At 72.3% G+C, this 25,637-nt stretch carries 27 protein-coding genes; 9 read left to right on the plus strand and 18 right to left on the minus strand.

Annotated features, from left to right (window positions below; all coding sequences use genetic code 11):
- Positions 1–453: 453 nt before the first annotated feature.
- Positions 454–1,677, plus strand: a complete 1,224-nt coding sequence (locus ACFV57_RS05015) for a S8 family peptidase (protein ID WP_385225794.1) — start codon at positions 454–456, stop codon at positions 1,675–1,677.
- 109 nt (positions 1,678–1,786) lie between these two features.
- On the opposite strand, the gene ACFV57_RS05020 is transcribed toward ACFV57_RS05015, so the two are convergent.
- On the minus strand, positions 1,787–2,743 hold the full coding sequence (locus tag ACFV57_RS05020; protein ID WP_385225796.1) for an NAD-dependent epimerase/dehydratase family protein: 957 nt from the start codon (positions 2,741–2,743) through the stop codon (positions 1,787–1,789).
- A 179-nt stretch (positions 2,744–2,922) separates the two neighbouring features.
- Here ACFV57_RS05020 and ACFV57_RS05025 point away from each other — a divergent pair, with 179 nt between their 5' ends.
- The 3 genes from ACFV57_RS05025 (at position 2,923) to ACFV57_RS05035 (ending at position 6,880) form a co-directional block, all read left to right on the plus strand.
- The gene (locus ACFV57_RS05025) at positions 2,923–4,221 is read left to right on the plus strand and encodes an ATP-grasp domain-containing protein (protein ID WP_385225798.1); all 1,299 of its coding nucleotides are present in this window, start codon (positions 2,923–2,925) and stop codon (positions 4,219–4,221) included.
- An 87-nt stretch (positions 4,222–4,308) separates the two neighbouring features.
- Entirely contained in the window at positions 4,309–6,342 is a 2,034-nt protein-coding gene (locus tag ACFV57_RS05030) for a CocE/NonD family hydrolase (protein ID WP_385225800.1), read from the plus strand.
- Between the two features lie 31 nt (positions 6,343–6,373).
- Positions 6,374–6,880 (plus strand): metallophosphoesterase family protein, encoded by a 507-nt coding sequence (locus ACFV57_RS05035; RefSeq protein ID WP_385225802.1) that lies wholly within the window; start codon positions 6,374–6,376, stop codon positions 6,878–6,880.
- 17 nt (positions 6,881–6,897) lie between these two features.
- On the opposite strand, the gene ACFV57_RS05040 is transcribed toward ACFV57_RS05035, so the two are convergent.
- From ACFV57_RS05040 to ACFV57_RS05110, 15 genes are all read right to left on the minus strand, one after another.
- Entirely contained in the window at positions 6,898–7,656 is a 759-nt protein-coding gene (locus ACFV57_RS05040) for a sirohydrochlorin chelatase (protein WP_385225804.1), read from the minus strand.
- A gap of 3 nt (positions 7,657–7,659) precedes the next feature.
- Positions 7,660–8,658: an ABC transporter permease gene (locus ACFV57_RS05045; RefSeq protein WP_385225805.1), complete on the minus strand. Its 999-nt coding sequence runs from the start codon at positions 8,656–8,658 to the stop codon at positions 7,660–7,662.
- Positions 8,645–9,487, minus strand: a complete 843-nt coding sequence (locus ACFV57_RS05050; protein ID WP_385225807.1) for an ABC transporter ATP-binding protein — start codon at positions 9,485–9,487, stop codon at positions 8,645–8,647. Before ACFV57_RS05050 ends, ACFV57_RS05045 begins: the two co-directional genes overlap by 14 nt.
- Before the next feature lie 33 nt (positions 9,488–9,520).
- Positions 9,521–10,624 carry an ABC transporter substrate-binding protein gene (locus tag ACFV57_RS05055; protein WP_385225809.1) on the minus strand — a complete coding sequence of 368 codons (1,104 nt, stop codon included), beginning with the start codon at positions 10,622–10,624 and terminating at the stop codon, positions 9,521–9,523.
- A 101-nt stretch (positions 10,625–10,725) separates the two neighbouring features.
- Complete coding sequence (locus tag ACFV57_RS05060) at positions 10,726–10,857, minus strand: hypothetical protein (protein WP_385225811.1); 132 nt, start codon at positions 10,855–10,857, stop codon at positions 10,726–10,728.
- A 1-nt stretch (position 10,858) separates the two neighbouring features.
- A complete protein-coding gene (locus tag ACFV57_RS05065) occupies positions 10,859–12,208 on the minus strand; it encodes a sulfate adenylyltransferase subunit 1 (RefSeq protein ID WP_385225813.1) in 1,350 nt (449 codons plus the stop codon).
- Positions 12,209–12,210: 2 nt separating this feature from the next.
- The gene (cysD, locus tag ACFV57_RS05070; RefSeq protein WP_385225814.1) at positions 12,211–13,173 is read right to left on the minus strand and encodes a sulfate adenylyltransferase subunit CysD; all 963 of its coding nucleotides are present in this window, start codon (positions 13,171–13,173) and stop codon (positions 12,211–12,213) included.
- Entirely contained in the window at positions 13,170–13,790 is a 621-nt protein-coding gene (gene cysC / locus ACFV57_RS05075) for an adenylyl-sulfate kinase (protein WP_385225815.1), read from the minus strand. Before cysC ends, cysD begins: the two co-directional genes overlap by 4 nt.
- The gene (locus tag ACFV57_RS05080; RefSeq protein ID WP_385225816.1) at positions 13,772–14,479 is read right to left on the minus strand and encodes a phosphoadenylyl-sulfate reductase; all 708 of its coding nucleotides are present in this window, start codon (positions 14,477–14,479) and stop codon (positions 13,772–13,774) included. Before ACFV57_RS05080 ends, cysC begins: the two co-directional genes overlap by 19 nt.
- Positions 14,476–14,673 carry a hypothetical protein gene (locus ACFV57_RS05085; protein WP_385225818.1) on the minus strand — a complete coding sequence of 66 codons (198 nt, stop codon included), beginning with the start codon at positions 14,671–14,673 and terminating at the stop codon, positions 14,476–14,478. The genes ACFV57_RS05080 and ACFV57_RS05085 overlap by 4 nt, the downstream gene beginning before the upstream one ends.
- On the minus strand, positions 14,670–16,367 hold the full coding sequence (locus ACFV57_RS05090) for a nitrite/sulfite reductase (protein WP_385225819.1): 1,698 nt from the start codon (positions 16,365–16,367) through the stop codon (positions 14,670–14,672). The genes ACFV57_RS05085 and ACFV57_RS05090 overlap by 4 nt, the downstream gene beginning before the upstream one ends.
- Before the next feature lie 193 nt (positions 16,368–16,560).
- Positions 16,561–16,644: a putative leader peptide gene (locus ACFV57_RS05095; RefSeq protein WP_312024626.1), complete on the minus strand. Its 84-nt coding sequence runs from the start codon at positions 16,642–16,644 to the stop codon at positions 16,561–16,563.
- A 179-nt stretch (positions 16,645–16,823) separates the two neighbouring features.
- A complete protein-coding gene (locus ACFV57_RS05100) occupies positions 16,824–17,390 on the minus strand; it encodes a GNAT family N-acetyltransferase (RefSeq protein WP_385225821.1) in 567 nt (188 codons plus the stop codon).
- Between the two features lie 40 nt (positions 17,391–17,430).
- Entirely contained in the window at positions 17,431–18,282 is an 852-nt protein-coding gene (locus ACFV57_RS05105; RefSeq protein WP_385225823.1) for an LLM class flavin-dependent oxidoreductase, read from the minus strand.
- Positions 18,283–18,541: 259 nt separating this feature from the next.
- Positions 18,542–19,819 carry a GAF domain-containing protein gene (locus ACFV57_RS05110; protein WP_385225825.1) on the minus strand — a complete coding sequence of 426 codons (1,278 nt, stop codon included), beginning with the start codon at positions 19,817–19,819 and terminating at the stop codon, positions 18,542–18,544.
- 163 nt (positions 19,820–19,982) lie between these two features.
- Here ACFV57_RS05110 and ACFV57_RS05115 point away from each other — a divergent pair, with 163 nt between their 5' ends.
- Complete coding sequence (locus ACFV57_RS05115; protein ID WP_385225826.1) at positions 19,983–20,192, plus strand: hypothetical protein; 210 nt, start codon at positions 19,983–19,985, stop codon at positions 20,190–20,192.
- A gap of 185 nt (positions 20,193–20,377) precedes the next feature.
- On the opposite strand, the gene ACFV57_RS05120 is transcribed toward ACFV57_RS05115, so the two are convergent.
- On the minus strand, positions 20,378–22,048 hold the full coding sequence (locus ACFV57_RS05120) for an acyl-CoA dehydrogenase family protein (protein WP_385225828.1): 1,671 nt from the start codon (positions 22,046–22,048) through the stop codon (positions 20,378–20,380).
- An 18-nt stretch (positions 22,049–22,066) separates the two neighbouring features.
- Between ACFV57_RS05120 and ACFV57_RS05125 the strand changes: the two genes are divergently transcribed.
- Positions 22,067–23,263: a YihY/virulence factor BrkB family protein gene (locus ACFV57_RS05125; protein WP_385225830.1), complete on the plus strand. Its 1,197-nt coding sequence runs from the start codon at positions 22,067–22,069 to the stop codon at positions 23,261–23,263.
- 109 nt (positions 23,264–23,372) lie between these two features.
- Here the strand turns inward: ACFV57_RS05125 and ACFV57_RS05130 are convergent, their stop codons facing one another.
- Positions 23,373–23,534, minus strand: a complete 162-nt coding sequence (locus ACFV57_RS05130) for a hypothetical protein (protein ID WP_385225832.1) — start codon at positions 23,532–23,534, stop codon at positions 23,373–23,375.
- A 210-nt stretch (positions 23,535–23,744) separates the two neighbouring features.
- On the opposite strand from ACFV57_RS05130, the gene ACFV57_RS05135 reads away from it, so the two are divergent.
- The 3 genes from ACFV57_RS05135 (at position 23,745) to ACFV57_RS05145 (ending at position 25,435) form a co-directional block, all read left to right on the plus strand.
- Positions 23,745–24,326, plus strand: a complete 582-nt coding sequence (locus tag ACFV57_RS05135) for an XRE family transcriptional regulator (RefSeq protein ID WP_385225833.1) — start codon at positions 23,745–23,747, stop codon at positions 24,324–24,326.
- Between the two features lie 29 nt (positions 24,327–24,355).
- Entirely contained in the window at positions 24,356–24,655 is a 300-nt protein-coding gene (locus tag ACFV57_RS05140; RefSeq protein WP_385225835.1) for a hypothetical protein, read from the plus strand.
- 90 nt (positions 24,656–24,745) lie between these two features.
- Complete coding sequence (locus ACFV57_RS05145) at positions 24,746–25,435, plus strand: restriction endonuclease (protein ID WP_385226108.1); 690 nt, start codon at positions 24,746–24,748, stop codon at positions 25,433–25,435.
- Positions 25,436–25,637: the final 202 nt, after the last annotated feature.

A 25,637-nucleotide genomic window follows, 5' to 3' on the forward strand; every position in this document is an offset into this window, starting at 1 on the left:
TCCGGGGGTGGGGCCGCGGGGGGGGCGCCACCCCCGCCGGTTGTCCGGCCGGCGATTGGGGCGCATGCGGGCCGGGGATTGTTGACGTGTGAAGAAGTTGGTGGTGGAGTCGGTTTTCGGCTTCTTCCCAACGGTGGCCGGTCGTCCCGCCTTTCGGAACGGGCCCTCCGTACCACGGGTAACCATGTGGCCCGCATCGTGTCCCACCTGCGCCATGTTGCGGGAACGTAAACGGAGTTGACCCGTCGCCGGCCGACCGTGGTGCGTTTTTGACCCCTTCTGCGACCCTTTGCAATTACGCAAGGTTGTTGCCTATCTCACAACGCCCGGTCGGCCTTGAATTGGCCCCGTCAATCCGACAGGGTTTCGAACCAGCCCGGCGGAGATCTTCTTGTCCGTCCGGGCTGTTGCGCAACGCTTTCCCCCCACACCCCGAACGAGGAGAACCCTCGAATGGCTCACGCTCACAAGCGTTCCAGCAAGAAGCGGCTCGTCACCGCGATAACCGCCGTGGTCGCCGCGACCGGTATCGCCACGGTCACCGCGGTCACCGCGGGCGCGGCCCCCGCCGAGGGCAAGGTCTACGGCGCCGAGGCCAAGGGCGCCGTCAGCGGCAGCTACATCGTCATGCTGAAGAACTCGGTCCGCAGCGCCGGGGTCCAGGCCACGCAGAACAAGGACCTGGCCGGCAAGTACGGCGGCCAGGTCAAGCGCAGCTACTCCGCCGCGCTGAACGGCTTCGCCGCCACCGGCCTCAGCGCCGACGAGGCCCGCCGCCTGGCCGCGGACCCGGCCGTCGACAAGGTCGTGCAGAACAAGAAGTTCCACATCGACGCCACCCAGGACAACCCGCCGTCGTGGGGCCTGGACCGCATCGACCAGACCGACACCCAGGGCGACAAGAAGTACACCTACCCGGACAGCGCGGGTGAGGGCGTCACCGCGTACGTCATCGACACCGGTGTCCGCACCTCGCACAAGGACTTCGAGGGCCGCGCGTCCTCCGGCTTCGACGCGGTCGACGGCGACAACGACGCCACCGACGGCAACGGCCACGGCACCCACGTCGCCGGCACCATCGGCGGCAAGGCGCACGGCGTCGCCAAGAAGGCCAAGATCGTGGCCGTCCGCGTGCTGGACGACCAGGGCTCCGGCTCGACCGAGCAGGTCGTCGCCGGCATCGACTGGGTGACCAAGAACCACAAGGGCCCGTCGGTGGCGAACATGTCGCTGGGCGGCGGCGCCGACGAGGCGCTGGACGCGGCGGTCCAGAAGGCGGTCGCCTCCGGCGTCACCTTCGCCGTGGCGGCGGGCAACGAGTCCACCGACGCGGGCCAGGGCTCCCCGGCGCGGGTGAAGGAGGCCATCACGGTCGCCTCCAGCACCAACACCGACGAGCAGTCCGACTTCTCCAACTTCGGCAGCTCCGTGGACCTCTACGCGCCGGGTTCGGACATCACCTCGGACTGGAACGACAGCGACGAGGGCACCAAGACCATCTCCGGTACGTCCATGGCCACCCCGCACGTCGCGGGCGCCGCCGCGGTCTACCTGGGCGCCCACAAGGACGCCAAGCCGGACGCGGTCGCCAAGGGCCTGACCGACGCCGCCACGCCCGACAAGATCAAGAACGCGAGCGAGGGCACGCCCAACAAGCTGCTGAAGGTCGGCGAGTAACCCCACCGCCCGTTCGGCTCCGGCCGCCGGCCGTCGCGCTCGCCCCCACGGGGCGCGACGGCCGGCGTCGTGCTGTGCGGCCGTCCGGGCGGCGGCGGCCGACGCGGCATCAGAGCCGCGTGCGGAACCACCCGACAGTACGCGCCAGGCCGTCCCGCAGCGCCACTTCGGGCTCCCACTGCAGCTTCCCGCGGGCGATCGTGATGTCGGGGCAGCGGACCGCGGGGTCGTCCGGGGGCCGTTCGACGAACCTGACCTGGGAGGGGGAGCCGGTCAGTTCGACGATCAGCCGGGCGAGTTCGAGCATGGTGATCTCGACCGGGCTGCCCAGATTCACCGGTACCCGCAAGTCGGAGGCGGCCGCCGCGAGGACGCCCCGTACGGTGTCGTCCACGTGGCACAGGGAGCGGGTCTGGAGCCCGTCCCCGGTGACGGTGACCGGCTCCCCGGCCAGCGCCTGCCGGACGAAGGTCGGCACCGCGCGGCCGTCGTGGCTCCGCATCCGCGGCCCGTAGGTGTTGAACAGCCGCACGATGCCCGTGTCGGTGCCGTGGGTGCCCGCCTCGGCGGTGGTCATCGCCTCGCCGAAGCGCTTCGCCTCGTCGTACATGCTCCGGGGCCCGACCGGGTTGACGTGGCCCCAGCAGGTCTCGCTCTGCGGGTGCTGCTGCGGGTGGCCGTAGACCCCGGCGGCCGACGCGAGGACGAACCGCGCCCCGTGCGTCCGTGCCACCGCGAGCGCGTTGCGGGTGCCGAGGCCCCCGGTGTCCAGCGTGTGCAGGGGCAGCCGCAGGTAGTCGGCGGGGGCGGCGGGGGAGGCGAAGTGCAGGACGAGGTCCACGTCGCGCCGGACCTCGAACGGCTCGGTGACATCGGCCTCCACGAACCTGAACCCGGGCATCCCGCGCAGCGGGGCGATGTTCTGCGGCGTTCCGGTGCTCAGGTCGTCGACGCAGGTGACGGACGTGCCCTGCGCCAGCAGCGCGGTGCACAGGTGGGAACCGACGAAACCCGCGCCGCCGGTCACCACGGCGTGTTTCCAGTTCCGGGACAGGGCGGCGTTCATGGGACTCCCTCGGTCAGGGGCTTGCCCGGAACCGGGTGCCTCGCCTGCGCCAGGAAAAACGTCACGTTAAGTGACGCTGCGACCGCCTCTGGTATCACTTATGCTCACAAATGCCTCTGTCGCGGGACCCTGCCGCGGTTACCCACGGCCCGCCGGACGGAACGCCCTAGGAGGGCCCGGTGAGCGTCAAGAACATCTTCGTACTCGGCCTGGAGGCGGCCAACCTGCCCGCGTTGCACGACGTGCCCGACGCGGACCGGTACCGCTTCCACCGGCTGCTCACCCTCGGGGAACTCCAGTGCGGCGAGGTGTCCGTGCCCCGCCTCCTGGACAAGGCGCAGCACGTACTGGACTCCTTCGACGGCCGTGTCGACGCGATCGTCGGCTACTGGGACTTCCCGGTGAGCACCCTCGTACCGATCCTGAGCGAGCGCTACGGCACGCGCAGCCCCGGTCTGGAGTCGGTCGTCAAGTGCGAGCACAAGTACTGGAGCCGCCTGGAGCAGGAGAAGGCCGTCGACAGCCATCCGCGCTTCGGCCGCGTCGACCTCCACACGGGCACCCCGCGCCCGCCCGACGGCGTCGGCTTCCCCATGTGGCTCAAGCCCGCCCTCGCGTACTCCTCGGAACTGGCCTTCGGGGTCGCGGACGAGGACCAGTTCCAGGTGGCCGTCGCCGAGATCCGCCGGGGCATCCGCCGCGTCGGCGAACCCTTCCAGTACATCCTGGACCGCCTCGACCTGCCGCCGGAGATGGACGGCGTCGGCGGACAGGTGTGCCTGGCGGAGGAGACGCTGTCCGGCATCCAGGTCGCGGTCGAGGGCTACGTCCACGACGGCGAGGTGACGGTCTACGGCGTACTGGACTCCATCGACTACCCCGGCTGCTCGTCCTTCCTGCGCCACCAGTACCCCTCGACGCTCCCCCGCCCCGTGCTGCACCGGCTGCGCGACGTCTCCGCCCGCGTCATGCGGCAGATCGGGATGCAGGAGGCGACCTTCAGCATCGAGTACTTCTACGATCCGCACACCGACGCGGTCAACGTGCTGGAGGTCAACCCCCGGCACTCCCAGTCGCACGCCGAACTGTTCCAGTACGTGGACGGCGCGCCCAACCACCACGCCATGCTGCGCCTCGCCCTGGGCGAGGACCCGGCCATGCCGTACCGCGAGGGCCGCTACCGGACGGCCGCCAAGTGGTACTACCGGTGGTTCACCGACGGCGTCGCGTGCCGGATGCCCTCCCAGGAGGAGATCGAGCGCATCGAGGCCCGGCTCCCCGGCACGCGCATCCACGTGAAGCCCCGGCCGGGCCAGCACCTGTCGGACATGGACGAGCAGGACAGCTACAGCTTCGAACTGGCCCATGTCTTCACCGGGGGCGACAGTGAGGAGGAACTGCGCGAGAAGTACGACCACTGTGTGGCGGCCCTGCACCTGGCCTGTGAGCGGGCCGAGCCCGCCGGCCGGGACGGCTGAGCCGGGAGCGGCGGACCGCCCGGCCCGACTGCCCCCGGCGCGCCGGTCCGCAGCTCATCCGCACGAACAGCAAGGAGAAGGGCGCCCATGCGTTTCGTCAGCAATCTGCCCTGCGCGACGACGGCGGAGGACCACGTCACCATCCCCGTCTCCGACGGCACCCGCCTGTCGGCCCGCATCTGGCGCCCCACGGCGTCCCACGAGGAACCGGTGCCGGCGGTGCTGGAGTACATCCCGTACCGCAAGGGGGACCTGACCGCCGTACGCGACTCCCTGCACCACCCCTACATCGCCGGCCACGGCTACGCCTGCGTCCGCGTCGACCTGCGCGGCACCGGCGAATCGGAGGGCGTCCTCAAGGACGAGTACCTCGAACAGGAGCAGGCGGACGCGGAGGACGTCCTCGCCTGGCTGGCCGAACAGCCCTGGTGCGACGGCACCACCGGCATGATGGGCCTCTCCTGGGGCGCCTTCGCCGCCCTCCAGGCCGCCGCCCGGCAGCCCCCGAGCCTGCGCGCCATCGTCATCGCGTCCTTCACCGACGACCGGTACGCCGACGACATGCACTACATCGGCGGCGCGCTGCTGTCCGACAACCTGGCCGAGGCGGGCACCATGTTCGCCTACGGCACCTGCCCGCCCGACCCGGCCGTGGTGGGCGGCCGCTGGCGCGGGATGTGGCACGAACGGCTGGAGAACACCGAGCCGTGGGCCTTGCAGTGGCTGCGCCACCAGCGCCGCGACGACTACTGGCGGCACGCCTCGGTCTGCGAGGACTACAGCTCCGTACGCTGCCCGGTCCTCGCCTCCAGCGGCTGGGCCGACGGCTACTCCAACGCCGTGACGCGGCTGCTGGCCGGCCTCGACGTACCGCGCAAGGGCCTGATCGGCCCCTGGTCGCACAAGTTCCCCCATCTGGGCGAACCCGGCCCCGCCATCGGCTACCTCCAGGAAGTCGTGCGCTGGTGGGACCACTGGCTCAAAGGCATCGACAACGGCGTCATGGACGGGCCCATGCTCAGCGCCTGGATGCAGGACAGCGTGCCGCCGTCCACGTCCTACGAGACCCGGCCCGGCCGCTGGGTCGGCGAGCCCGACTGGCCCTCGCCGCGCATCCGCTCCGTCTCCCGCCCGCTCTTCCGGCACCGCATCGGCGCCGACGGCGAGGAGTGCGGTGACCGGGGCTGCGGCGTGCTGACCGTGCAGTCGCCGCTGTCCGTCGGCCAGTTCGCCGGCAAGTGGGCCTCCTACAACGCGCCCCCTGACCTGCCGTACGACCAGCGCGAGGAGGACGGCGGGTCGCTGGTCTTCGACAGCGACCGGCTCACCGACCGCGTGGAGATCCTCGGCTCGCCCACCGTCGAACTGGACCTGTCGGTCAGCGAGCCGGTCGCCATGGTCGCCGCCCGCCTCACCGACGTGGCCCCCGACGGCCGGGCCACCCGCGTCACCTACGGAGTGCTCAACCTCGCCCACCACGAGCGGATCGGCGAGCCGCAGCCCCTGGAGCCCGGTCAGCGCTACCGGGCCACCATCCAGCTCAACGGCGTCGCCCAGGCCTTCCCGCCCGGCCACCGCATCCGGCTGTCGCTGTCCACCTCGTACTGGCCGCTGGTCTGGCCGTCGCCCCGGCCCGCCATGCTCAGCGTGCACGAGGGGACCAGCACCCTGACCCTGCCGGTACGGCCCGGCGGGGAGCCGGACCGGCTGCCCCCGCGCCCGTTCGGCGAGCCGGAGGGGACCCGGCCGCTCACCGTCACCCGGCTGACGCCGCCGGAGGAGCGCTGGGAGGTCAAGCGCGACCTGGTCGGCTACCACTCCGAGCTGGAGATCATCAAGGACCGGGGGCTGATGCGCCTGGAGGAGACCGGCATGGAGGTCGGCCGGCGCGCCTACGAGCGGTACGGGACCGTCGCCGACGACTTCACCTCCGCCGAGGGTGAGACCTGCTGGACCATGCGCTTCCGGCGCGGCGACTGGGACGTACGGGTGGTCACCCACCAGAAACTGCGTTGCAGCGAGAAGGAGTTCTTCGTCGACGCCACCCTGGACGGCTACGAGAACGGCCGCCGCGTCTTCTCCCGCACCTGGAACGAGACGCTGCCGCGCGACTGTCTGTGAGAACCGTCGGTAAGCGGGATACGGTCACCCCGTGCGTCTGCTGCTGATGTCCGACACCCACCTGCCCAAACGCGCCAAGTCCCTGCCGCCGGAGCTGCTGGAGCAGGTGGCGCGAGCCGACGTGGTCGTGCACGCCGGCGACTGGGTGGACACCGCCACCCTGGACCTGCTGGAGGAACGCTCCCGCCGCCTCCTCGGCGTGTACGGCAACAACGACGGCCCGGACCTGCGCGCCCGGCTCCCGGAAGTGGCGTACGCCGAACTCGGCGGCCTGCGCTGGGGCGTGGTCCACGAGACCGGCGGGAAGCAGGGCCGCGAACGCCGCTGCGCCGAGCGCTACCCCGACCTCGACGTCCTCGTCTTCGGCCACAGTCATATCCCGTGGGACACCAGCACGGAGGACGGCCGCCTGCGCCTGCTCAACCCCGGCTCACCGACCGACCGCAGACGCCAGCCGTACTGCACGTACATGACGGCGACCGCCGCGTCGGCCCGTCTCACCGACGTACGACTGCACCGGCTGCCGCCGCGCGGCTGACGGACGGCCCGGCCCCGTCACGCGACGAGCGCCGCCCTCTCCCGGCGCAGCGCCTCGTCGTACCGCCGGGCCAGCAGGCGGGCCAGTTCGGGGGCCGGGCCCAGGACCTCGGCGAGCACGTCGGCGCCCGCCTCCTCGGCGCCGTGCGCGATGCGGTCGGGGAGGAAGCCGGGGGCGATGACGTACGGGGCCACGGCCACCCGTTCGGCGCCGTCGGCGCGCAGCGCCCGTACGGCGTCGGCCGTGCGGGGCAGGGAGGCGGAGGCGAACGCAGGCCGCACGGCGTACCAACCGGTGGTACGCCGCCACTCCCGCGCGATTTCAGCGATCACTGCGATCGCCTCCGGGTCGGAGGAGCCCGCCGAGGCCAGTACGACCCCGGTCGAGCGCCGGTCGCCGGGCCGCAGCCCGGCCTCGTACAGCCGCCGTTCCAGCGCGGCGGTCAGCAGCGGGGACGGGCCGAGCACGTCGGCCCGGTGGACGGTGAGGCGGGGCAGCCGGGCGGCGGCCTCCCGCAGCACCGCCGGGACGTCCGCCTTGGCGTGGAAGGCGCGGGTCAGCAGCAGCGGCAGCGCCACCACGTCCCGTACGCCGTCCGCCGCCAGCCGCTCCAGCGCCCGGGGCACGCCCGGCGCGTTGAAATCGAGGAACGCGACCTCGACGCGCAGCGCGGGCCGCAGCGCCCGCACCCGTGCGCAGAGCGCGGTGACGGCGGCCGCGTGCCGTGGGTCGCGGCTGCCGTGGGCGATGACGAGGAGGGCGGGGCGTCGGTCCATGGGTCAGCTCTTCACCAGGAGTCCGCGGCTGCGCAGCACCCGCCGCTCGATCGGCGCGAAGATCAGCAGCTCGATGCCGATGCCGACGACCAGGATCAGCAGGATCGCGGACAGCACCCAGGACATGTCCTGGAGCTCGCGGCCCTGTTCGAGGAGCTGGCCGAGGCCGGTGCCCAGGTCGGCGGCGTTGACGATGAGTTCGGCGGCCATCAGGGAGCGCCAGGAGAACGCCCAGCCCTGCTTGAGGCCGGCGAGGTAGCCGGGCAGCGCGGCGGGCAGCAGGACGTGCCGTACGCCGGTCAGGCCGCGGGCGCCGATGGTGCGGCCAGCCCGCAGGTAGAGCGGCGAGATCTGGTCGACGCCGGCGACCAGGCCGTTGGCGATCGAGGGGACCGCGCCGAGCAGCACCACCGCGTAGATCGTGGCGTCGCTCAGCCCGAACCAGATGATGGCGGCGGGCACCCAGGCCACCGAGGGCAGCGACTGCAGGCCGCTGAGGATGGGGCCGATCGCGGCCCGTACCGGCTTGACGCGTGCGACCAGCAGGCCCAGCGGCGTACCGATCGCCACCGAGGCCAGGAAGCCGAGCGCACCGCGCGACACGCTCGTCCACACGTAGTCCAGCAGGGTCCCTTCGAGCCACTTGTCCTGGAGCGAGCGGGCGACGTCGACCGGGCTGGGCAGCAGGTAGTGGTCCTTGAGCTCGAAGTGGTAGGCGAGCTGCCACAGGCCCAGGACGAGGACGACGGCGATGACCGGCGGCACGGCCTTGGCGGCCAGCGCGCGCAGCCAGGGCTGGCGGTCGGTGACGGTGGTGTCGAGGGCGTCGAGGCCGGCCTCCAGACCGGCGAGGTCGGCGGCGCCGTCGGGCTTGGCGGCTTCGGGGGCCGCCTTCCCGGCTTCGGGGGCCGCCTTCGCCGCGGGTGCCGGTGGCGCGTCGGCCGTGGCCTCGTCGGTGGTGCCGGCGGCCTCGGCAGCCGTCCCGGTCTCAGTGCTGGCCATGGCGGCGGATCTCCCCACGGAGCTGTTCGGTGATCTCTACGGAAAGGTCGGCGACCGCCGCGTCCTCGATGCGCCGCGGATGCGGGATGTCCACGCTCCACTCGCGGGCGATCCGGCCGGGCCGGGAGGACAGCAGCACCACCCGCTCGGCGAGCCGTACCGCCTCCCGGACGTTGTGGGTGACGAACAGGACGGACAGGCCGCCGCTGCCGGAGGCGCTGTCGTTGGACTCCTGCCAGATGCGGGTCAGCTCGTCGTGCAGGACGTCGCGCGTGATGGCGTCGAGTGCGGCGAACGGCTCGTCCATCAGGAGGAGCCGGCTGTCCTGGGCGAGGGCGCGGGCCATCGCGACCCGCTGCCGCATACCGCCGGACAGCTCGTGCACCCGCTTGCCGTACGCGCCCTTGAGCCGGACGAGTTCCAGCAGCCGTTCGGCCTCGCCCCGGCGCTCCGCGCGCGGCACCCCGCGCAGCCGCAGCGCCAGTTCGATGTTGCGGCCCGCGGTCAGCCACGGGAACAGCGCGTGCTCCTGGAACATCAGGGCGGGCCGGCCGCCGGGCGTCCCGATGCTGCCCGCCGAGGGCTCGTCGAGCCCGGCGACGAGGTTGAGCAGCGTGGACTTGCCGCAGCCCGACGCCCCCAGCAGGCACACGAACTCGCCCGGCGCGACATCGATGCTGATGTCGTCCAGCACGTGCTGCTGCGCGCCGGGGCGGCCGAACGACTTCGAGACATGGTCGATGCGAGCGGCGTACGGAGCGGACGTGGACCCCGCGTCCGCCGTGTCGGACTGCGGCCCGCCCGGCTTGCTGAGCGTGGTGGTCGTCATCGGTGTCACCTCCTGGGATGCGGTGCGGCGGGACTATTCGCTGCCGAGTCCGGCGTCGTCGACCGCCGGCTTGCCCTCGGCCTTGAGCACCTTGTTGAGCAGCGTGAGGTCGTAGATGCCCTTCAGCGCGGGCTTCTTCAGCAGGCCGGCCCGGACCGCGTGGTCCGCCTCCAGCTGGAGGGTGGCGGCCAGCGGGTCGTCGGTGACGTCGGTGTTGCGGAACGCCGGGTCGATGACGGACGGCGGCAGCGCCTTGCCGGACGCCGTGGCCAGCTTGTCGTTGAGCGCCCGTTCGGCCTCGGCCGGGTGGGTCCTGATGTAGGTGTTGGTCTTCACCGAACCGCGCAGCACCGCCTCGACGGCCTTCGGGTGCTCCTTGAGGAACTTCTGCGAGACGATCACGTTCGTGATGACGAACTTGCCGTCCTTCCACAGCTTCTTCTCGTCCAGCAGCACCTTGCCGCCCTCGGCGACCAGCTTGGAGGCGGTCGGCTCGGGCACCCACGCGGCGTCGATGCTGCCCTGCCGGAAGGCGACGGGGGTGACCTTGTTCTCGGTGCGCTGGACGGTCACGTCGCCCTTGCCGGTGGTGGCGTCGACCTTGTAGCCCTTCTCGGCCAGGTAGTTGAGCAGCGCCACGTCCTGGGTGTTGCCGAGCTGCGGGGTGGCGATGGTCCTGCCCTTGAGGTCGTCCAGGCTCTTGATCTTCTTGGGGTTGACGACGAGCGAGACGCCGCCGGACGCCGACCCCGAGATGATCTTCAGGCTCTTGCCCTTGGAGGTGGTCCAGCCGTTGATGGCGGGGGACGGGCCGATCCAGCCGATGTCGATGGCGCCGGAGTTCAGCGCCTCGATCTCCGCCGGGCCCGCGTTGAACACCGACGGCGCGAACTTCGTGCCGCCCAGCTCCTTCTGGAAGAAGCCCTTCTGGTCGCCGACCAGCGCGGTGGCGTGCGTGGTGTTGGCGAAGTAGCCGACCTTGACCTGGTCCAGGCCGTCGGTCCTGGGACCCTTGGCCTGGACCGCTCCCTGGTCGTCCTGCTTGGCGCGGGAGCCGTACCCGCAGGCGCCCAGCGCGCCGGTCAGCAGGGGGACGACGGCGAGGGCCGCCAGGAGGCGGTGGCGTACGGCAGGCACGGGAGGGGTCCTCTCAGAGGGCCGGGCGGCGAGCGCCTACGGCGGGCCCGGCGGTGCGGTGGATCTTCGGAAGGGGGGCGTGGGGGGTACGCGTCGGTCCGTCATCGGCCCACACATCGCCCGACGCCGCCCTGGCCGCTGCCCAGGGCCCCGCTGCCGATCCGGCCGCCTTCTTTGGCGAAGGTCGCGAAGACGTCCCCGTACAGGGACGTGGGCAGATCCCGTAGCGTCATCTCAGAAGTCCCATTCCGCGTCGTCGCCCGCAACCGCCGCCGTGGCCTCGGCCGCCTCGGCGAACGCGGACCCGGCCATGCCCGCGGTCAGCGTGGTGCCGTCGGCGGGGTCGATGAGCAGGAACGATCCGGTGCGCCGGGAGTCGGCGTAGGCGTCCAGCGCGAGCGGCTGGGCGGTGCGCAGCACGACCCGGCCGATGTCGTTGGCGGACAGCTCACCGGGGGCCGGGTGCTGGGAGAGGTCGTCCAGCGTCAGCCGCGACGGGATGTCCTTGACGATCGCCTTGACCGTACGGGTGGTGTGCTTGAGCAGCACCCGCTGGCCGGCCTTCAGCGGCTGGTCGGCGACGTGGCAGACGGTCGCCTCGACGTCCTGCGTGACGGCGGGCGCGGTGGCGGCCGGGGCGATCAGATCGCCGCGCGAGATGTCCAGGTCGTCGGCGAGCCGGACGGTCACCGACTGCGGCGCCCAGGCCACGTCCACCGCCTGGCCCAGTACGTCCAGCGCCTCGACGGTGCTCGTACGGCCCGACGGCAGCACGGTCACGGCGTCGCCGACGCGCAGCACGCCGGAGGCGATCTGGCCCGCGTAGCCGCGGTAGTCGGGCAGTTCGGGGGTCTGCGGACGGATGACGTACTGCACGGGGAAGCGGGTCGGGTCCTCGGAGGGGTCGGCCACGACCGGGACGGTCTCCAGGTGCTCCAGCACGGTCGGGCCGCCGTACCAGTCCATGTTCGTCGACGGGCGCACGACGTTGTCGCCGGCCAGCGCCGAGATCGGGATCGCGGTGATCTCCGGTACGCCGAGCGAGGCGGCGTACGTGGTGAACTCCGCGGCGATCGCCGCGAAGACCGGCTCGGCGTAGTCCACCAGGTCCATCTTGTTGACGGCCAGGACGACGTGCGGGACGCGCAGCAGCGCGGCGACGGCGGCGTGCCGGCGCGTCTGCTCGACGACGCCGTTGCGGGCGTCGACGAGCACCACGGCCAGCTCGGCGGTGGAGGCGCCGGTGACCATGTTGCGGGTGTACTGCACATGTCCCGGGGTGTCGGCGAGGATGAAGCGGCGCCGGGGCGTGGCGAAGTAACGGTAGGCGACATCGATGGTGATGCCCTGCTCCCGCTCGGCCCGCAGCCCGTCCGTCAGCAGCGCCAGGTCCGGCGCCTCCTGGCCGCGGCCCAGCGAGGCCCGCTCGACCGCTTCGAGCTGGTCGGCCAGCACCGACTTCGAATCGTGCAGCAGCCGCCCGACCAGGGTGGACTTGCCGTCGTCCACCGAGCCGGCGGTGGCGAAGCGCAGCAGTGAGGTGGCCGTGGCGGCCACGTCGACGGGGTCGACAATCGTGCTCATGGTTAGAAATACCCCTCGCGCTTGCGGTCCTCCATGGCGGCCTCGGACAGCTTGTCGTCGGCCCGGGTGGCGCCCCGCTCGGTCAGCCGGGAGGCGGCGATCTCCGCGATGACGGCCTCGATGGTGGCCGCGTCGGAGTCGACGGCGCCGGTGCAGGACATGTCGCCGACGGTGCGGTAGCGCACCCGTCGCGTCTCGACGGTCTCGCCGTCCTTGGGGCCGCCCCACTCGCCGGGCGCCAGCCACATGCCGCTGCGGGCGAAGACCTCGCGCTCGTGCGCGTAGTAGATGGCGGGCAGTTCGATCTTCTCGCGGGCGATGTACTGCCACACGTCCAGCTCGGTCCAGTTCGACAGCGGGAAGACGCGCACGTGCTCGCCGGGGGAGTGGCGGCCGTTGTAGAGCTGCCACAGCTCGGGACGCTGGCGGCGCGGGTCCCAGCCGCCGAACTCGTCGCGCAGCGAGAACACCCGCTCCTTGGCGCGCGCCTTCTCCTCGTCCCGGCGCCCGCCGCCGAACACCGCGTCGAAGCGGTTCGACTCGATGGCGTGCAGCAGCGGCACGGTCTGGAGGGGGTTGCGGGTGCCGTCGGGGCGCTCGCGCAGCTCGCCGCGGTCGATGAAGTCCTGTACGGAGGCGACGTGCAGCCGCAGCCCGTGCCGGGCCACCGTGCGGTCGCGGTAGTCGAGCACCTCGGGGAAGTTGTGGCCGGTGTCCACGTGCAGCAGCGCGAAGGGCACCGGCGCGGGCGCGAACGCCTTCAGCGCCAGGTGCAGCATGAGGATCGAGTCCTTGCCGCCGGAGAAGAGGATCACCGGCCGCTCGAACTCGCCCGCCACCTCGCGGAAGATGTGCACCGCCTCGGACTCCAGTGCGTCCAGGTGGCTGAGCGCGTAGGGGTTGTCGGCGTCCCCGGCCTCGCCGGTGTTCCCGGCGCCCTGGCTCACGGCAGCGGCGGTCGTCATACCAGTCCCCTCTCGGTGAGCAGCGCGTACAGCGCCGCCGCGGACTCCTGCACGGTCTGGGTGTGCGACGCGATGCGCAGATCGGGCGACTCGGGCTGCTCGTACGGGTCGTCGACGCCGGTCAGCCCGGAGATCTCGCCCGCCGCCTGCTTGGCGTACAGCCCCTTCACGTCCCGCTCGGAGCACACCTCGACGGGCGTGGCCACATGGACCTCCAGGTACGGCGTGCCCTCGCGCTGGTGGCGCTTGCGCACCGCCTCCCGGGAGTCCGCGTACGGCGCGATCACCGGCACCAGTGCCTTGACGCCGTTGCTCGCCAGCAGCTCCGCGACGAAGCCGATCCGCTGCACGTTGGTGTGCCGGTCCTCCCGGCCGAAGCCGAGCCCCGCCGAGAGGAACTCGCGGATCTCGTCGCCGTCCAGCACCTCGACGCGGTGGCCCTCGCCCCGCAGCCGCTCGGCCAGCGCGTACGCGATCGTGGTCTTGCCCGCGCTGGGCAGTCCGGTCAGCCACACCGTGGCGCCCGTCATCTTTCGCTCCCGAAGGTCCTGGTCGTCCTTGTGGTCCGGCGCCCGATGGCCGGACCCCCCGGGGCCGCTCATCCGTGCAGCCCGCATTCGGTCTTGTCGCGGCCGGCCCAGCGGCCGGCCCGTGCGTCCTCGCCCGCCGCCACCCGGCGGGTGCAGGGCGCGCAGCCGACCGAGGCGTAGCCGTCGCTCAGCAGCGGGTTGATCAGGACTCCGTGCTCTGCCACGTACGCGTCCACGTCGTCCTGCGTCCAGCGCGCGATCGGCGCGATCTTCACCTTGCGGCGCCGCGCGTCCCAGCCCACGACGGGGGTGTTCGCGCGGGTCGGCGACTCGTCGCGGCGCAGCCCGGTCGCCCAGGCGTCGTAGCCGCTCAGGCCCTCTTCCAGCGGCTTGACCTTGCGCAGCGCGCAGCACAGGTCCGGATCACGGTCGTGCAGCCGGGGCCCGTGCTCGGCGTCCTGCTCGGCCACCGTCCGCCGGGGGGTCAGGGTGATGACGTTGACGTCCATCACCTCGGCCACCGCGTCGCGGGTGCCGATCGTCTCCGGGAAGTGGTAGCCGGTGTCGAGGAAGACCACGTCGACGCCGGGGAAGGCGCGCGAGGCCAGGTGGGCGACGACCGCGTCCTCCATGGAGGAGGTGACGCAGAAACGCTTCCCGAAGGTCTCGGCGGCCCAGGTGAGGATCTCCAGCGGGGACGCGTCCTCCAGGTCGCGCCCCGCCCGCTCGGCGAGCGCCGCCAGGTCGTGCTCCGTGTGGTCCTGAGTGGTCGTCATATCTGGCTGCCCCCTTGGCCGTTGTCGTGCTGCCGGGCCGCGGCGGTGACGCCCTTGGCCAGCAGCCCGAGGAACGAGAGCCGGAACGCCCGGTTGCACGCCCCGCATTCCCACGCGCCGTGTCCTTCCTCGGAAGGGCGCAGGTCCTCGTCCCCGCAGTACGGGCAGTAGAACGGCGCGGCCCGCCCGCTCACTTCAGCGCTCCCTCGTCGGCACGGGCGGCCCAGGTGGCGAACCGCTCGCCCTCCTCGCGCTGCTCCTGGAAGTGGGTCAGCACCCGCTCGACGTAGTCGGGCAGTTCCTCGGCGGTGACCTTCAGGCCGCGGACCTTGCGGCCGAAGCCCGCCTGCAGGCCGAGCGCGCCGCCCAGGTGCACCTGGTAGCCCTCGACCTGGTTGCCGTCGTCGTCCAGCACCAGCTGGCCCTTGAGGCCGATGTCCGCGGTCTGGATGCGGGCGCAGGCGTTCGGGCAGCCGTTGAGGTTGATCGTGACCGGCTCCTCGAAGTCGGGCATCCGGCGCTCCAGTTCGTCGATGAGCGAGGCGCCGCGGGCCTTGGTCTCGACGATCGCCAGCTTGCAGAACTCGATGCCGGTGCAGGCCATCGTGCCGCGCCTGAAGGGCGAGGGGCGGACCTGGAAGTCCAGCGCCTCCAGCCCGGCGACCAGCGGCTCGACCTGGTCCTCGGCCACGTCGAGGATGATCATCTTCTGTTCGACGGTGGTGTTCAGCCGGTCCGAGCCGTGCGCGGCGGCCAGTTCGGCGATCTTGACGAGGGTGGCGCCGTCCACCCGGCCGACGCGCGGTGCGAAGCCCACGTAGAACCGGCCGTCCTTCTGGCGGTGCACACCCACGTGATCGCGCCAGCGGCTGCTGGGCTCGGCGGGCGCCGGGCCGTCGGTCAGCTTCCGCTTCAGGTACTCGTTCTCCAGCACCTCACGGAACTTCTCCGGGCCCCAGTCCGCCATCAGGAACTTCAGCCGGGCGCGGTTGCGCAGCCGCCGGTAGCCGTAGTCGCGGAAGATCCCCACGACGCCGGCCCATACGTCGGCCACGTCCGCCAACGGCACCCAGGCGCCCAGCCGTTCACCCAGGCGCGGGTTGGTGGACAGCCCGCCGCCCACCCACAGGTCGAAGCCGGGGCCGTGTTCGGGGTGCTCGACGCCCACGAACGCGATGTCGTTGATCTCGTGCACCACGTCCTGCACCGGCGAGCCGGAGATCGCCGACTTGAACTTCCGCGGCAGGTTGGAGAACTCCTTGCTGCCGATGAAGCGCCGCTCGATCTCCTCGATCGCGGACGAGCCGTCGATGATCTCGTCGGCCGCGATACCGGCGACGGGCGAGCCGATGATGACGCGGGGGCAGTCGCCGCACGCCTCGGTCGTCGACAGGCCGACGGCCTCCAGCTTCTCCCAGATCGCCGGGACGTCCTCGATGCGGATCCAGTGCAGCTGGATGTTCTGCCGGTCGGTGATGTCGGCGGTGCCGCGCGCGTACTCCTGCGAGACCTCGCCGATGGCCCGCAGCTGCGCGACGCTCAGCCGTCCGCCGTCCACCCGGACCCGCAGCATGAAGTGCTTGTCGTCCAGCTCCTCCGGCTCCAGGACCGCGGTCTTGCCGCCGTCGATGCCGGGCTTGCGCTGGGTGTACAGGCCCCACCAGCGCATCCGTCCGCGCAGGTCGCTGGGGTCGATCGAGTCGAAACCGCGCTTGGCGTAGATCGTCTCAATGCGTGTCCGCACATTGAGACCGTCGTCATCCTTCTTGAACTGCTCGTTGCCGTTCAGCGGAGTGAAGTGACCTACGGCCCACTGGCCCTCACCGCGATGGCGTCCGGCCTTGCGGCGGGTCGTGGCGGAACCGGTTCGTTCTGGGGTGGCGGCCATGGCGGTATGTCCTTCTGGGCGGCTCGGTGAGGGCGGGGGCGGGCAGCGGCAGCCCGCCGTGACCTGCGCGGACGCGCCTCGTCACACAGTGGCGCGAGGTGCTGGCACAGGAGTGCCCGGGGCAGGTCGGATCAGGGGTGCCCGCGCGTCCGCGACGATGGGGACGGCGAAAAAGATGACGTTGCTGAGACTGTCAGCCCGCCGGACAGATGGCGCTGGACATGCGGCCGAGGTCGACGTGCCGCCGACTCACCAAGGCAATTCCAGCTGTAGACATGACGGAAGCGTGTCACGGCGCTCTTGGGCCAGTCCACCGTCTTCCGAAATATGGACATGAGTGTCCCGCATCATGGGACGATGTGGTGCCGGTCACATGATGGTCGGGTGCCGCGAGGGCGGGGGAGCGGCCCCCGCCCTCGCCTCTTTCCGGCTGCCGGCGCAAACCGCCGCGCCCGGTCAGGCGCCCGGCCACGGACCCGGAGTCGCCACCTCCGGTTCCTCGGTCACCTCGGTCGCGAACACCCGGAAGCCGCGGCGCCGGTAGTTCTCCAGCGCGTACGGACCGTCCTTGCTGCACGTGTGCACCCACACCCGCCGGGTCTTCGGCCGCTCCGGCCACCGGTCGGCCAGGTCCCAGGCCCGCCCGGTGGCGTACGCCAGCAGATGCCCGCCCACCCGCCGCCCCCGGAACGCCGGCAGCAGCCCGAAGTAGCTGATCTCCACGGACCCTTCGGCCTGTGCGTCCAGCTCGACGTAACCGGCCGGCGTGCCCCGCTCGTACGCCACCCACGTCTCCACACCGGGCCGCCCGAGGAACTCCTCCCACTGCCCGTACGACCACCCCAGCCGGTCGGTCCAGGTGATGTCCCCGCCGACGGACGCGTACAGGAACCTGCTGAACTCCGGCGAGGCCACCTCCGCCCGGTCGATGCGCACCCGCTGCTCCTCCGGGGGAGCGGTCGCGGGAGCGAGATCGTCGGGGGCGGTCTGTTCGAGGTACCAGGTGGTCACGGTGACAGTCATGGGGCCAGCACATCACAGGCCCCCGCGCGGCCCGGCCGGGCTACAGCACCGCGTCCGCGATGCGGTCCACCTGGTCCGGGTCGGTGGCCCAGCAGTAGAGCATGACCTCGTCGGCGCCGACGGCGCGGAAGGCGGCCACCGCGTCGCGGATGCCCCCGGCCGTGGTGAGCAGGCCCTTGACGACGTGGTCGGTGTAGCCGAAGTCGCCGTAGTACGCGCGGACCTCGCGCCGGGCCTCGTCGAGGACGGACTCCGGGCCGAGCGCCACGTTCACCTGCGCCACCAGCCGCGGACGGCCGGACCGGCCCGCCGCGTCCCAGGCCGCCTCCACCTCGCGGAAGAGCCCGTCCATCCGCGGCGCGGGCAGCGCGGCACCGAGGAAACCGTCGCCCCAGCGGGCGACCCGCCGGACCACGGCCGGCACGAAGCCGCCGAAGAGGACCTCCGGGCCGCCGGCGCGGGCCGGGGCGGGGCCGACCGGGCCGACGTCCTCGCCGTACGGCTCACCGGCCCAGACCGACCGCAGCCGGGACATCTGGCCGTCCAGCCGGCGGCCACGGGTGCGCTGGTCGACGCCCGCAGCCGTGTAGTCGTCCGCGCGCCCGCCCAGCCCGATGCCGAGGGTGAAGCGCGCGTCGGAGAGCAGGTCGAGGGTGGCGGCCTGCTTGGCGAGCAGCGCGGTGCGGTGCAGCGGCGCGAGCAGCACCTCGGTCTGCAGCCGTACGCGGGAGGTGGCGCCGGCGAGGGCGGCCAGGGTGATCAGTGGTTCGGGGTTGCCGTACGCCAGCCGGTCGAGTAGCGCGATGCTGCGGAACGGGACGGCGTCGGCACGCCGGGCCCAGGTCAGCAGGGATGCGGGGTCGCCGATGGGCAGGCCGAGGCCGACAGACATGAGAGGTCCTCCAGGAGGGCAGCGTCGAACGCGAAAGGTCGTGTCGCCCGCTCACCCGGCCGCACGCGCGCCTTGGCGTGGGCTGCTCCCGTTCTGCGACGTCCTCCTGGGGAGCTGATATTCGAAGCGCTGTCACGGTACCCGGGTGGCGCGTGGGGCCGCACCGTATTTATGCGGAGCACGGTTCCCTACGCCGCGCGGCCTTGTGCGGCGCACGGTGCGCAGGCCCCGGACGGCCCGCGCACCGTACGCACCCGCGTCACCCGTGCCGCGCCGCCACCACCGCCGGCGCCGTCGAATGCGGCAGCAGGTCCACCGGGCGCTGCGGCAGGCGCAGCTCCACGTCCACCCCGTCGGCGAAGCGGTACGGGCGGTGCGCCAGCACACTCGCGAGATGGCGGCGCAGCCGGGACAGCTCGGCCCGCACCGTGACCGTACGGGCGCGGTCCCCGAAGAGGTCCTGCGCCAGATCGGCCGCGCTGCGCCCGCCCGGCCGGTGCGCCAGCACGAACAGCACCTCGGCGTGGCGCGGACTCAGCTCGTGCGACCAGCTGCCCGCCGGGCCGGTGACCGTGACCGCCGAGCGGGTACTGCTCAGATCCAGCAGCACCCGGCTGGCCCGGGGCTCCTCGCCCTGCGGCGCGCCGACGCGGATCAGCCAGCCGCCGGGCAGCGGCTCCAGTGTGCACATCCCGTAGCGCGGCAGCCACAGCGGCCCGGCCTCCGGGGACTTGGGCAGCGCGACCCGGTCCGGCGGGGCCAGCCCGGTGACCGCGGCCGTCCAGCCGTCCTTGTCGACGGCCAGTGCCCGCCCGCCGAGCCGGGCCAGTACGGGTGCGGCGCTCGCCCGCAGCCGGTCCAGCGTGCTGTGGTGCCGCTCGCGCAGCTCGCTCTCCGCCAGCCGGGCCACCGCGGAGACCAGCGACAGGGTGGTCGGGTGGAAGCCGTGCGCCGGGCCGCTCACGTCGACGATGCCCAGCAGCCGTCCGTCACGCGGGTCGTGCAACGGCGCCGCCGCGCACGTCCACTGATGGTGCGTACGGACGAAGTGCTCGGCCGAGTGCACCAGGACGGGGCGGCGGGCCACCAGCGCGGTCCCGATGGCGTTGGTGCCGACGACCTCCTCGGTCCAGTCCGCGCCCTTGTCGAAGCCGTGCCGGTCGGCCATCCGCCGGACCGGCGCACAGCCCTCCCGCCACAGCACCCGGCCCTCGGCGTCCGTGACCACCATGATCTGCTGCGCGGCCTCCGCGGCCGGCAGCAGTCCGCTGTTGAACAGCGGCAGCAGGGACGCGAGCCGGGAGCTGTGCCGCCGGTGCTCCAGCTCCTCCACGGACAGCGGCCGTTCGCGGCGGTCCCGGTCCGGGTCGACCCCGCGGTCCAGCACCCGGCGCCAGGACTCGCAGATCACGGCACGGGGGGCGGCGGCCGCCGGGCCGCCCAGGAGCGCGGCATCGCGCAGCGACGCGAGCCGCCGCGTCGTCTCGCGTATCTCCTGGGCCGACCAGATACCCATGTCGATCGGTCTGTCGCTCACGCTGTTCTCTCCGTCGTGCACTGTCCGTGGGTTGCCGCCCATGGTGCCGTCACCGGGCCGCTCCGAACGCGGGATTGCGCCAATTGGTTGCAACCAGCTGCAACTGTTGTGGCGTATGACCGCGGCGAGGAAGGTGACCGACAGGGCGAGAGGAGGCAACGTCATGGTGACCGGCACTCCTCGCGTCGTCGTGGCCGGCGCGGCGGACGGCGTCCCCGCGGTCCGCGCCGCGCGCCCCGCCCGCCGACACGCGGTCCCGCGCGCGACGACCGCCGCCCCCGGAGCCCGTACCGGCGGATGCCGCCGCACTCCGGCGGCCTCGCACGAGCCGCCGCGGCAGCGGGCGGCGACAGACCTCGCGGGCCGGTCCTGAGGACCGGTCCGAGACCGGGGAGCGGTGCCGGGTCGGCGCGGCACCGATCCCCGCCCACACGGTGGCGGGCCCCCGACCCCACCCCCCTCTTGAGGGAACGGGGCCCGCCACCGCGCACGTCCCGCAGCCCACCCCCGTGCGCGTCCCGGGGGAGAGGCCCGCCCCTGCATACGTCCCGGGGCCCGTCACGGCTCCGCCACCGGACGCGCCCGCTCCACGATCGCGCGCAGGGCGAGCGTGTGCGGCAGGGTGCCGAACAAGGCGCCGTGGTCGGTGCCCAGTCGCGAGCCGCAGAACGCGTCGGCGACCTCGGGCGGCGCGTACCGCACCAGCAGCGAACCCTGCAGGACCAGCGCCATCCGCTCCGCCAGCCGCCGGGCGCGGGCCTCGACGCCCTCCAGGTCGGCCAGCTCGGTCAGCAGCCCCTTGATCGCGGCGTCCAGCCGGTGGTCCGCGCCCCGGGCTGTACCGATCTCCGTCAGGAACGCGTGCAGCGCCGCGGGCTCACGGCGCAGTGCCCGCAGCACGTCCAGGGCCTGGACGTTGCCCGACCCCTCCCAGACGGAGTTCAGCGGCGACTCGCGCAGCAGCCGCGGCATCCCGGACTCCTCCACGTAGCCGTTGCCGCCCAGGCACTCCAGCGCCTCCGCGGTCACCGGCGTGCAGCGCTTGGTCACCCAGAACTTGGCCGCCGGGACCGCCAGCCGCAGGAAGGCGCGCTCCTGGTCGGTGTCCGCGTCGTACGCCGCCGCCAGCCGCAGCGCCAGCGTCGTCGCCGCCTCCGACTCCAGCGCCAGGTCCGCGAGGACGTTGCGCATCAGCGGCTGGTCCGCGAGCGGCCTGCCGAACGCCTCCCGGTACGCGGTGTGGTGCAGCGCCTGCGCCACCGCCTGCCGCATCACCGCCGCCGAGCCCGTCACACAGTCCAGCCGGGTCGCCGCGACCATCTCGATGATCGTCGCCACCCCGCGCCCCTCCTCGCCGACCCGCCGCGCCCACGTCGTCCCGTCGAACTCGACCTCGGCCGACGCGTTGGAGCGGTTGCCGAGCTTGTCCTTCAGCCGCTGGATACGGAAGGAGTTGCGGCTGCCGTCCGGCAGCACCCGCGGCAGCAGGAAGCAGCTGAGCCCGTCCCCGTCCGCCCGCCGCGACACGTCCCCCGACGTCCGGGCCAGCACCAGGAACGCGTCCGACATCGGCGCCGAACAGAACCACTTGTGCCCGGTCAGCACGTACTCCCCGTCGGCCGACAGCGGCTCGGCGACGGTGCCGAGCGCCCGTACGTCGCTGCCGCCCTGCTTCTCCGTCATCGCCATCCCCGCCAGCGCGCCCGGCTTTTGCGCCACCGGCCGCAGCCCCGGCTCGTACACCCGCGAGGTCAGCAGCGGCTCCCACTGCGCCGCCAGCCCGGGATCGGCCCGCAGCGCCGGCACCGCCGCGTGCGTCATCGACAGCGGGCAGCCGTGGCCCGCCTCGGCCTGCGTCCACACCAGGAACCCCGCCGCGCGCCGGACGTGCCCGGCCGGCCGCGACCAGGCGTCGGTGAGCCCGGCCGAGACGGCGTGCCCGAGCAGCCGGTGCCACGACGGGTGGAACTCCACCTCGTCCACCCGGTGGCCGTAGCGGTCGTGGGTACGCAGGACGGGTGGACTGCCGTCGGCCTGCGCGCCCCAGCGCTGCGCGTGGGCGGAGCCCGCCGCCCGGCCCAGCTCGCCCAGCTCCCCGCGCACCTCGTCCCGCAGGGCGGGCGGAACATGCCGCGCGACGCCCTCGCCGAGCGCCGCGTCCGCCGTGAACACGTCGTACCCGACCAGGGGCGGAGGCTGGTTCGTGACCGTATGAGTGGTTGCTGCCATGGCAGATACGGTAAGGAGGTGCAGCCAGTGAAAGAAGCAGCGCAGCGGCCGGCCGGCCGTCTGCACAGGGCCCGGGTCCTGTACCGGAACGTCTCCAAACGCCGCCTCGCCTGGCTGCTGCTGAAGGACACCGTCAACTCCTGCATGGAGTACCGCGTCACCGGGCTCGCCGCCGAGGCGGCGTTCTTCTGCCTGCTGTCGCTGCCGCCCCTGCTCCTCGGCTTCATCGGCCTGCTCGGCTACATGGAGCCCTGGATCGGCCAGGAGACCATCGACCACATCCGCGAGAACATCCTCAGCGCGTCCGACACGCTCCTGTCCAGCAAGGGCGTCAACGAGATCGCCCGGCCGCTGCTCGACGACATCTTCACCGGCCGCCGCCCGGACGTCATCTCCCTGGGCTTCGCCATCGCCCTGTGGTCCGGCTCCCGCGCCGTCAACGTCTTCGTCGACACCATCACGATCATGTACGGGCTGGACGGGCGGCGCGGCATCGTCCGGACCCGGCTGCTGGCCTTCGTCCTGTACCTGGCCGCGCTGGTCGTCGGCGCCGTCGCGCTGCCGCTGATGGTGGTCGGACCGGACACCGTCGTCAGCTGGATGCCCGCCAGCGAGACCGCCATCCGCATCCTCTACTGGCCCGTCGTCCTCATCCTGTCCGTCGCCTTCCTCACCACCCTCTACCACGTGTCCGTCCCCGTCCGCTCACCCTGGCGCGAGGACATCCCCGGCGCGGTCGTCGCCCTCGCCATGTGGGTGCTGGGCAGCCTGCTGCTGCGCGTCTACCTCACCCAGACCGTCGAGGGCCCCACCATCTACGGCTCCCTGGCCGCGCCCGTCGCCGTCCTGCTGTGGATCGGCGTCTCCGCCTTCGCGGTCCTGGTGGGCGCGGCCATGAACGCCGCCCTCGACCGGGTGTGGCCCTCGGTCGCCACCGCCGCGGGCCGCGCCGAGAAGGAACGCCGGGCCCGCGAGGTGGCGGCGGCCCAGCGCGCCGCCCTGGCCGCCGTCGGCCTCGGCGGCGCGTCCCTGGAGGAAGCCGCCCTCGCCGACATGCCACAGCCGGACGACGAGGACGACGGCGACGATGACGAGGACGACGACCCGGGCGCCCCCGCCCCCGCCGAATACCCCGAACGCTGGGCCCACTTCCTGCCACCGGACGACTTCCGGGCGCGCCTGCATACGTACGCGAAGCGGCACCGGCGGCACTGAGGGCGCCACGGAGCCGGCGCCGCTGCGGGGCACCCAGCCGCCCGGCACCGGCGGAGCGAGCAGTTGGGTTCGGTGCCGGGACCATGCGGCGGGCCCGGCACCGACCGGATCAGATACGGGCCAGCCGCCGCTCGAACAGATCCCGCATCCGGTCGACGTCGGCGGCCCCGGCCGCACCGCGCTTGGGCAGGATCGTCATGTCCGTGACGTTCCGGTCCCCGCCCAGGAGCACGAACATCCGGGGTGTCTCGGCATAAGGTGGGTTGCTCACTGGTGGCCCTCCGAGTGGCGTCGTAGGTGGACGTCGGGGAATGGGGCCGGTCGACGAGGGTGGACTGCTCACAAGGACGAATCTGTACTTGGTCGGGGGCAGTTGGACCCTCGGAGCCTTACGTTCGTGAGACGGTCGGCCGACGCCGAACTGACACCCCATGCAAGAAATCGCGAGGACGCCTGTCGGGCGTTGGGAGTGGGTGAAGAGATGATCTGGCCGCAGTCGGTCAAGGACCGCGTCAAGAGTGGGTACGACCGGGAATTGGTACACAGCTATCCGTACAGGTCCGCCTGTCCTTCCGATGCGTGGGGCGAGCTGATCCGGGGCGCGGACAGGGAACTGCTCTTCGCGGGGTACACGAATTACTTCTTGTGGTCGCAGGTGCCGGCGTTCTCCGAGACCCTGCGGCGGAAGGCCGGTGCGGGATGCCGGGTGCGGTTCCTGATCGGTGATCCGGAAGGGGACGCCACTCGGGGCCGGGAGCGCGCGGAGAAGGTGACGCTGACGGTCTCGACACGTATCCGTACCACGCTTGAGCAACTGGACCGTATGGGGCCGGTGGACGGTCTGGAAATCCGGTTCAGTGCCGCCGAGGACGCCATGTATCACCTGGGTCTCTCGGTGTTCCGCTTCGATGACGACGCCTTCGTGACGCCGCACCTTGCCCGGCTGGTGGGGCACGATGCGCCGCTGCTGCATCTGCGCAGGCAGGCGGACGGCGGAATGTTCGACCGGTTCGCCGGGCACGCCGAGGAATTGTGGGGGCAGGGGAGCCGCGTGCCCGCATAGCCCGCACAGGGCCGTTCGCAGGGGTCCGTGTGCTGGATTCGGGTGATCGGGCGCGTGGGGTGGCGGTGGTGAAGGGCGGGGCGGTGTGCGGTGGCGCATGGTGCTTTTCGGGGCTGGGGAATTCCGGCGCCTTTCGTCGCCTGTTCCTTGGGAGATCCGTGCATCCGGTGCTGATGTCGTCGGCCGCGCTGGTGGCGGTGGTGTGCGTCGTGGTGGCGGTCGTGCTGGCTGTGGCGCGGGATCTGGAGAATGCCCGGCGGCGGCGCGTGCGGCGCCTTGGTGATCATGGATCGGCTTTCGCGGGGCAGAAGACGGGCGAGGAACCATGACCGTCCCGCGGAAGTCAAGGAGCACCGCCTGTGGCCGCACCCCTGAGAGTTGACGGACCGTCGGCTCGGCGTCGTGTCCGTACGTATCCGATGCGGCGGACGGTGTTCGTCCTGGGTGTCCTCGGCGCTCTGGTGACGGGTGGGTTCCTCGTCGTGCGCGAGATGTTCCGGTGGGCGGTGGAGCATCCGGGTGCGGCCACCCTCGTGACCGTCGTCGTCCTCCCGTTCGTCGTGGTGTTGGTCGTGTTGGCGGTCCGGGGCATGCCGCGCCTGCGCGAGCTGCGGCGGGCGGCCCGGGCGGGTAAGGCGGAGGCCGAGGCCGAAGTGGTCGCAGCGGCGGAAGCCGCCCCGGCTCCCGTGGCCGACTTCGCACCCACGACCGTCCGCTGGAGCAGCGTCGAGGACTTCCTCGCCATGGACGCGTACGCCTTCGAGCAGGCGATGGCCGACCTCTGTGAACGGGACGGCTGCCGGGACGTGCAAGTCGTCGGCGGTGCCGGGGATCTGGGGGCGGACGTGCTGGCCACCACGTCCGACGGCCGGCGGATCATCATCCAGTGCAAGCGCTACTGCGCTACGAACAAGGTCGGCTCCCAGGACATGCAGCGCTTCGGCGGCACCTGCTACGCGGTGCACGAAGCCGATATCGCGGCCGTCGTCACCACCAGCGCCTTCACCGAACCCGCCTCCGACTACGCCGACACCTGCGGCATCCGCTGCTTCGACGGCGATCAGCTGGTCGCCTGGGCGAACGGGACCGGGGCCACGCCTTGGGCGTGAAGGCGGACACGGCGACCGTCCGGGGTACCGCTCAGTCCGCTGACCGCTGACCGCTGACAACCGGGGCCGGTGCCGCGTTACATGAGCGTAAGGATCACGTTAGGTCCGACGCGAAGAGTGGGGGATGCAGCCCGGTGCCATGCGGCTGCCGACCGCAGCCGTGCCGCGCCTTCAAGGGCGCCGTCCGGTCGTCTTCCGAGTC

The organism is Streptomyces sp. NPDC059788 (assembly GCF_042732265.1).
Classification (GTDB): Bacteria; Actinomycetota; Actinomycetes; order Streptomycetales; family Streptomycetaceae; genus Streptomyces.

What these genes read in the sequence shown, in the direction of transcription:
- ACFV57_RS05030 (WP_385225800.1), top strand. Translation starts at nt 4,309, where the DNA reads ATGCGTTTCGTCAGCAATCTGCCCTGCGCGACGACGGCGGAGGACCAC.
- ACFV57_RS05020 (WP_385225796.1), bottom strand. Translation starts at nt 2,743, where the DNA reads ATGAACGCCGCCCTGTCCCGGAACTGGAAACACGCCGTGGTGACCGGC.
- ACFV57_RS05145 (WP_385226108.1), top strand. Translation starts at nt 24,746, where the DNA reads ATGCGGCGGACGGTGTTCGTCCTGGGTGTCCTCGGCGCTCTGGTGACG.
- ACFV57_RS05040 (WP_385225804.1), bottom strand. Translation starts at nt 7,656, where the DNA reads ATGGACCGACGCCCCGCCCTCCTCGTCATCGCCCACGGCAGCCGCGAC.
- ACFV57_RS05095 (WP_312024626.1), bottom strand. Translation starts at nt 16,644, where the DNA reads ATGTCTACAGCTGGAATTGCCTTGGTGAGTCGGCGGCACGTCGACCTC.
- ACFV57_RS05080 (WP_385225816.1), bottom strand. Translation starts at nt 14,479, where the DNA reads ATGACGACCACTCAGGACCACACGGAGCACGACCTGGCGGCGCTCGCC.
- ACFV57_RS05090 (WP_385225819.1), bottom strand. Translation starts at nt 16,367, where the DNA reads ATGGCCGCCACCCCAGAACGAACCGGTTCCGCCACGACCCGCCGCAAG.
- ACFV57_RS05105 (WP_385225823.1), bottom strand. Translation starts at nt 18,282, where the DNA reads ATGTCTGTCGGCCTCGGCCTGCCCATCGGCGACCCCGCATCCCTGCTG.
- ACFV57_RS05065 (WP_385225813.1), bottom strand. Translation starts at nt 12,208, where the DNA reads ATGAGCACGATTGTCGACCCCGTCGACGTGGCCGCCACGGCCACCTCA.
- ACFV57_RS05100 (WP_385225821.1), bottom strand. Translation starts at nt 17,390, where the DNA reads ATGACTGTCACCGTGACCACCTGGTACCTCGAACAGACCGCCCCCGAC.
- ACFV57_RS05135 (WP_385225833.1), top strand. Translation starts at nt 23,745, where the DNA reads ATGATCTGGCCGCAGTCGGTCAAGGACCGCGTCAAGAGTGGGTACGAC.
- ACFV57_RS05015 (WP_385225794.1), top strand. Translation starts at nt 454, where the DNA reads ATGGCTCACGCTCACAAGCGTTCCAGCAAGAAGCGGCTCGTCACCGCG.
- cysD (WP_385225814.1), bottom strand. Translation starts at nt 13,173, where the DNA reads ATGACGACCGCCGCTGCCGTGAGCCAGGGCGCCGGGAACACCGGCGAG.
- ACFV57_RS05115 (WP_385225826.1), top strand. Translation starts at nt 19,983, where the DNA reads ATGGTGACCGGCACTCCTCGCGTCGTCGTGGCCGGCGCGGCGGACGGC.
- ACFV57_RS05120 (WP_385225828.1), bottom strand. Translation starts at nt 22,048, where the DNA reads ATGGCAGCAACCACTCATACGGTCACGAACCAGCCTCCGCCCCTGGTC.
- ACFV57_RS05060 (WP_385225811.1), bottom strand. Translation starts at nt 10,857, where the DNA reads ATGACGCTACGGGATCTGCCCACGTCCCTGTACGGGGACGTCTTCGCG.
- ACFV57_RS05045 (WP_385225805.1), bottom strand. Translation starts at nt 8,658, where the DNA reads ATGGCCAGCACTGAGACCGGGACGGCTGCCGAGGCCGCCGGCACCACC.
- cysC (WP_385225815.1), bottom strand. Translation starts at nt 13,790, where the DNA reads ATGCGGGCTGCACGGATGAGCGGCCCCGGGGGGTCCGGCCATCGGGCG.
- ACFV57_RS05050 (WP_385225807.1), bottom strand. Translation starts at nt 9,487, where the DNA reads ATGACGACCACCACGCTCAGCAAGCCGGGCGGGCCGCAGTCCGACACG.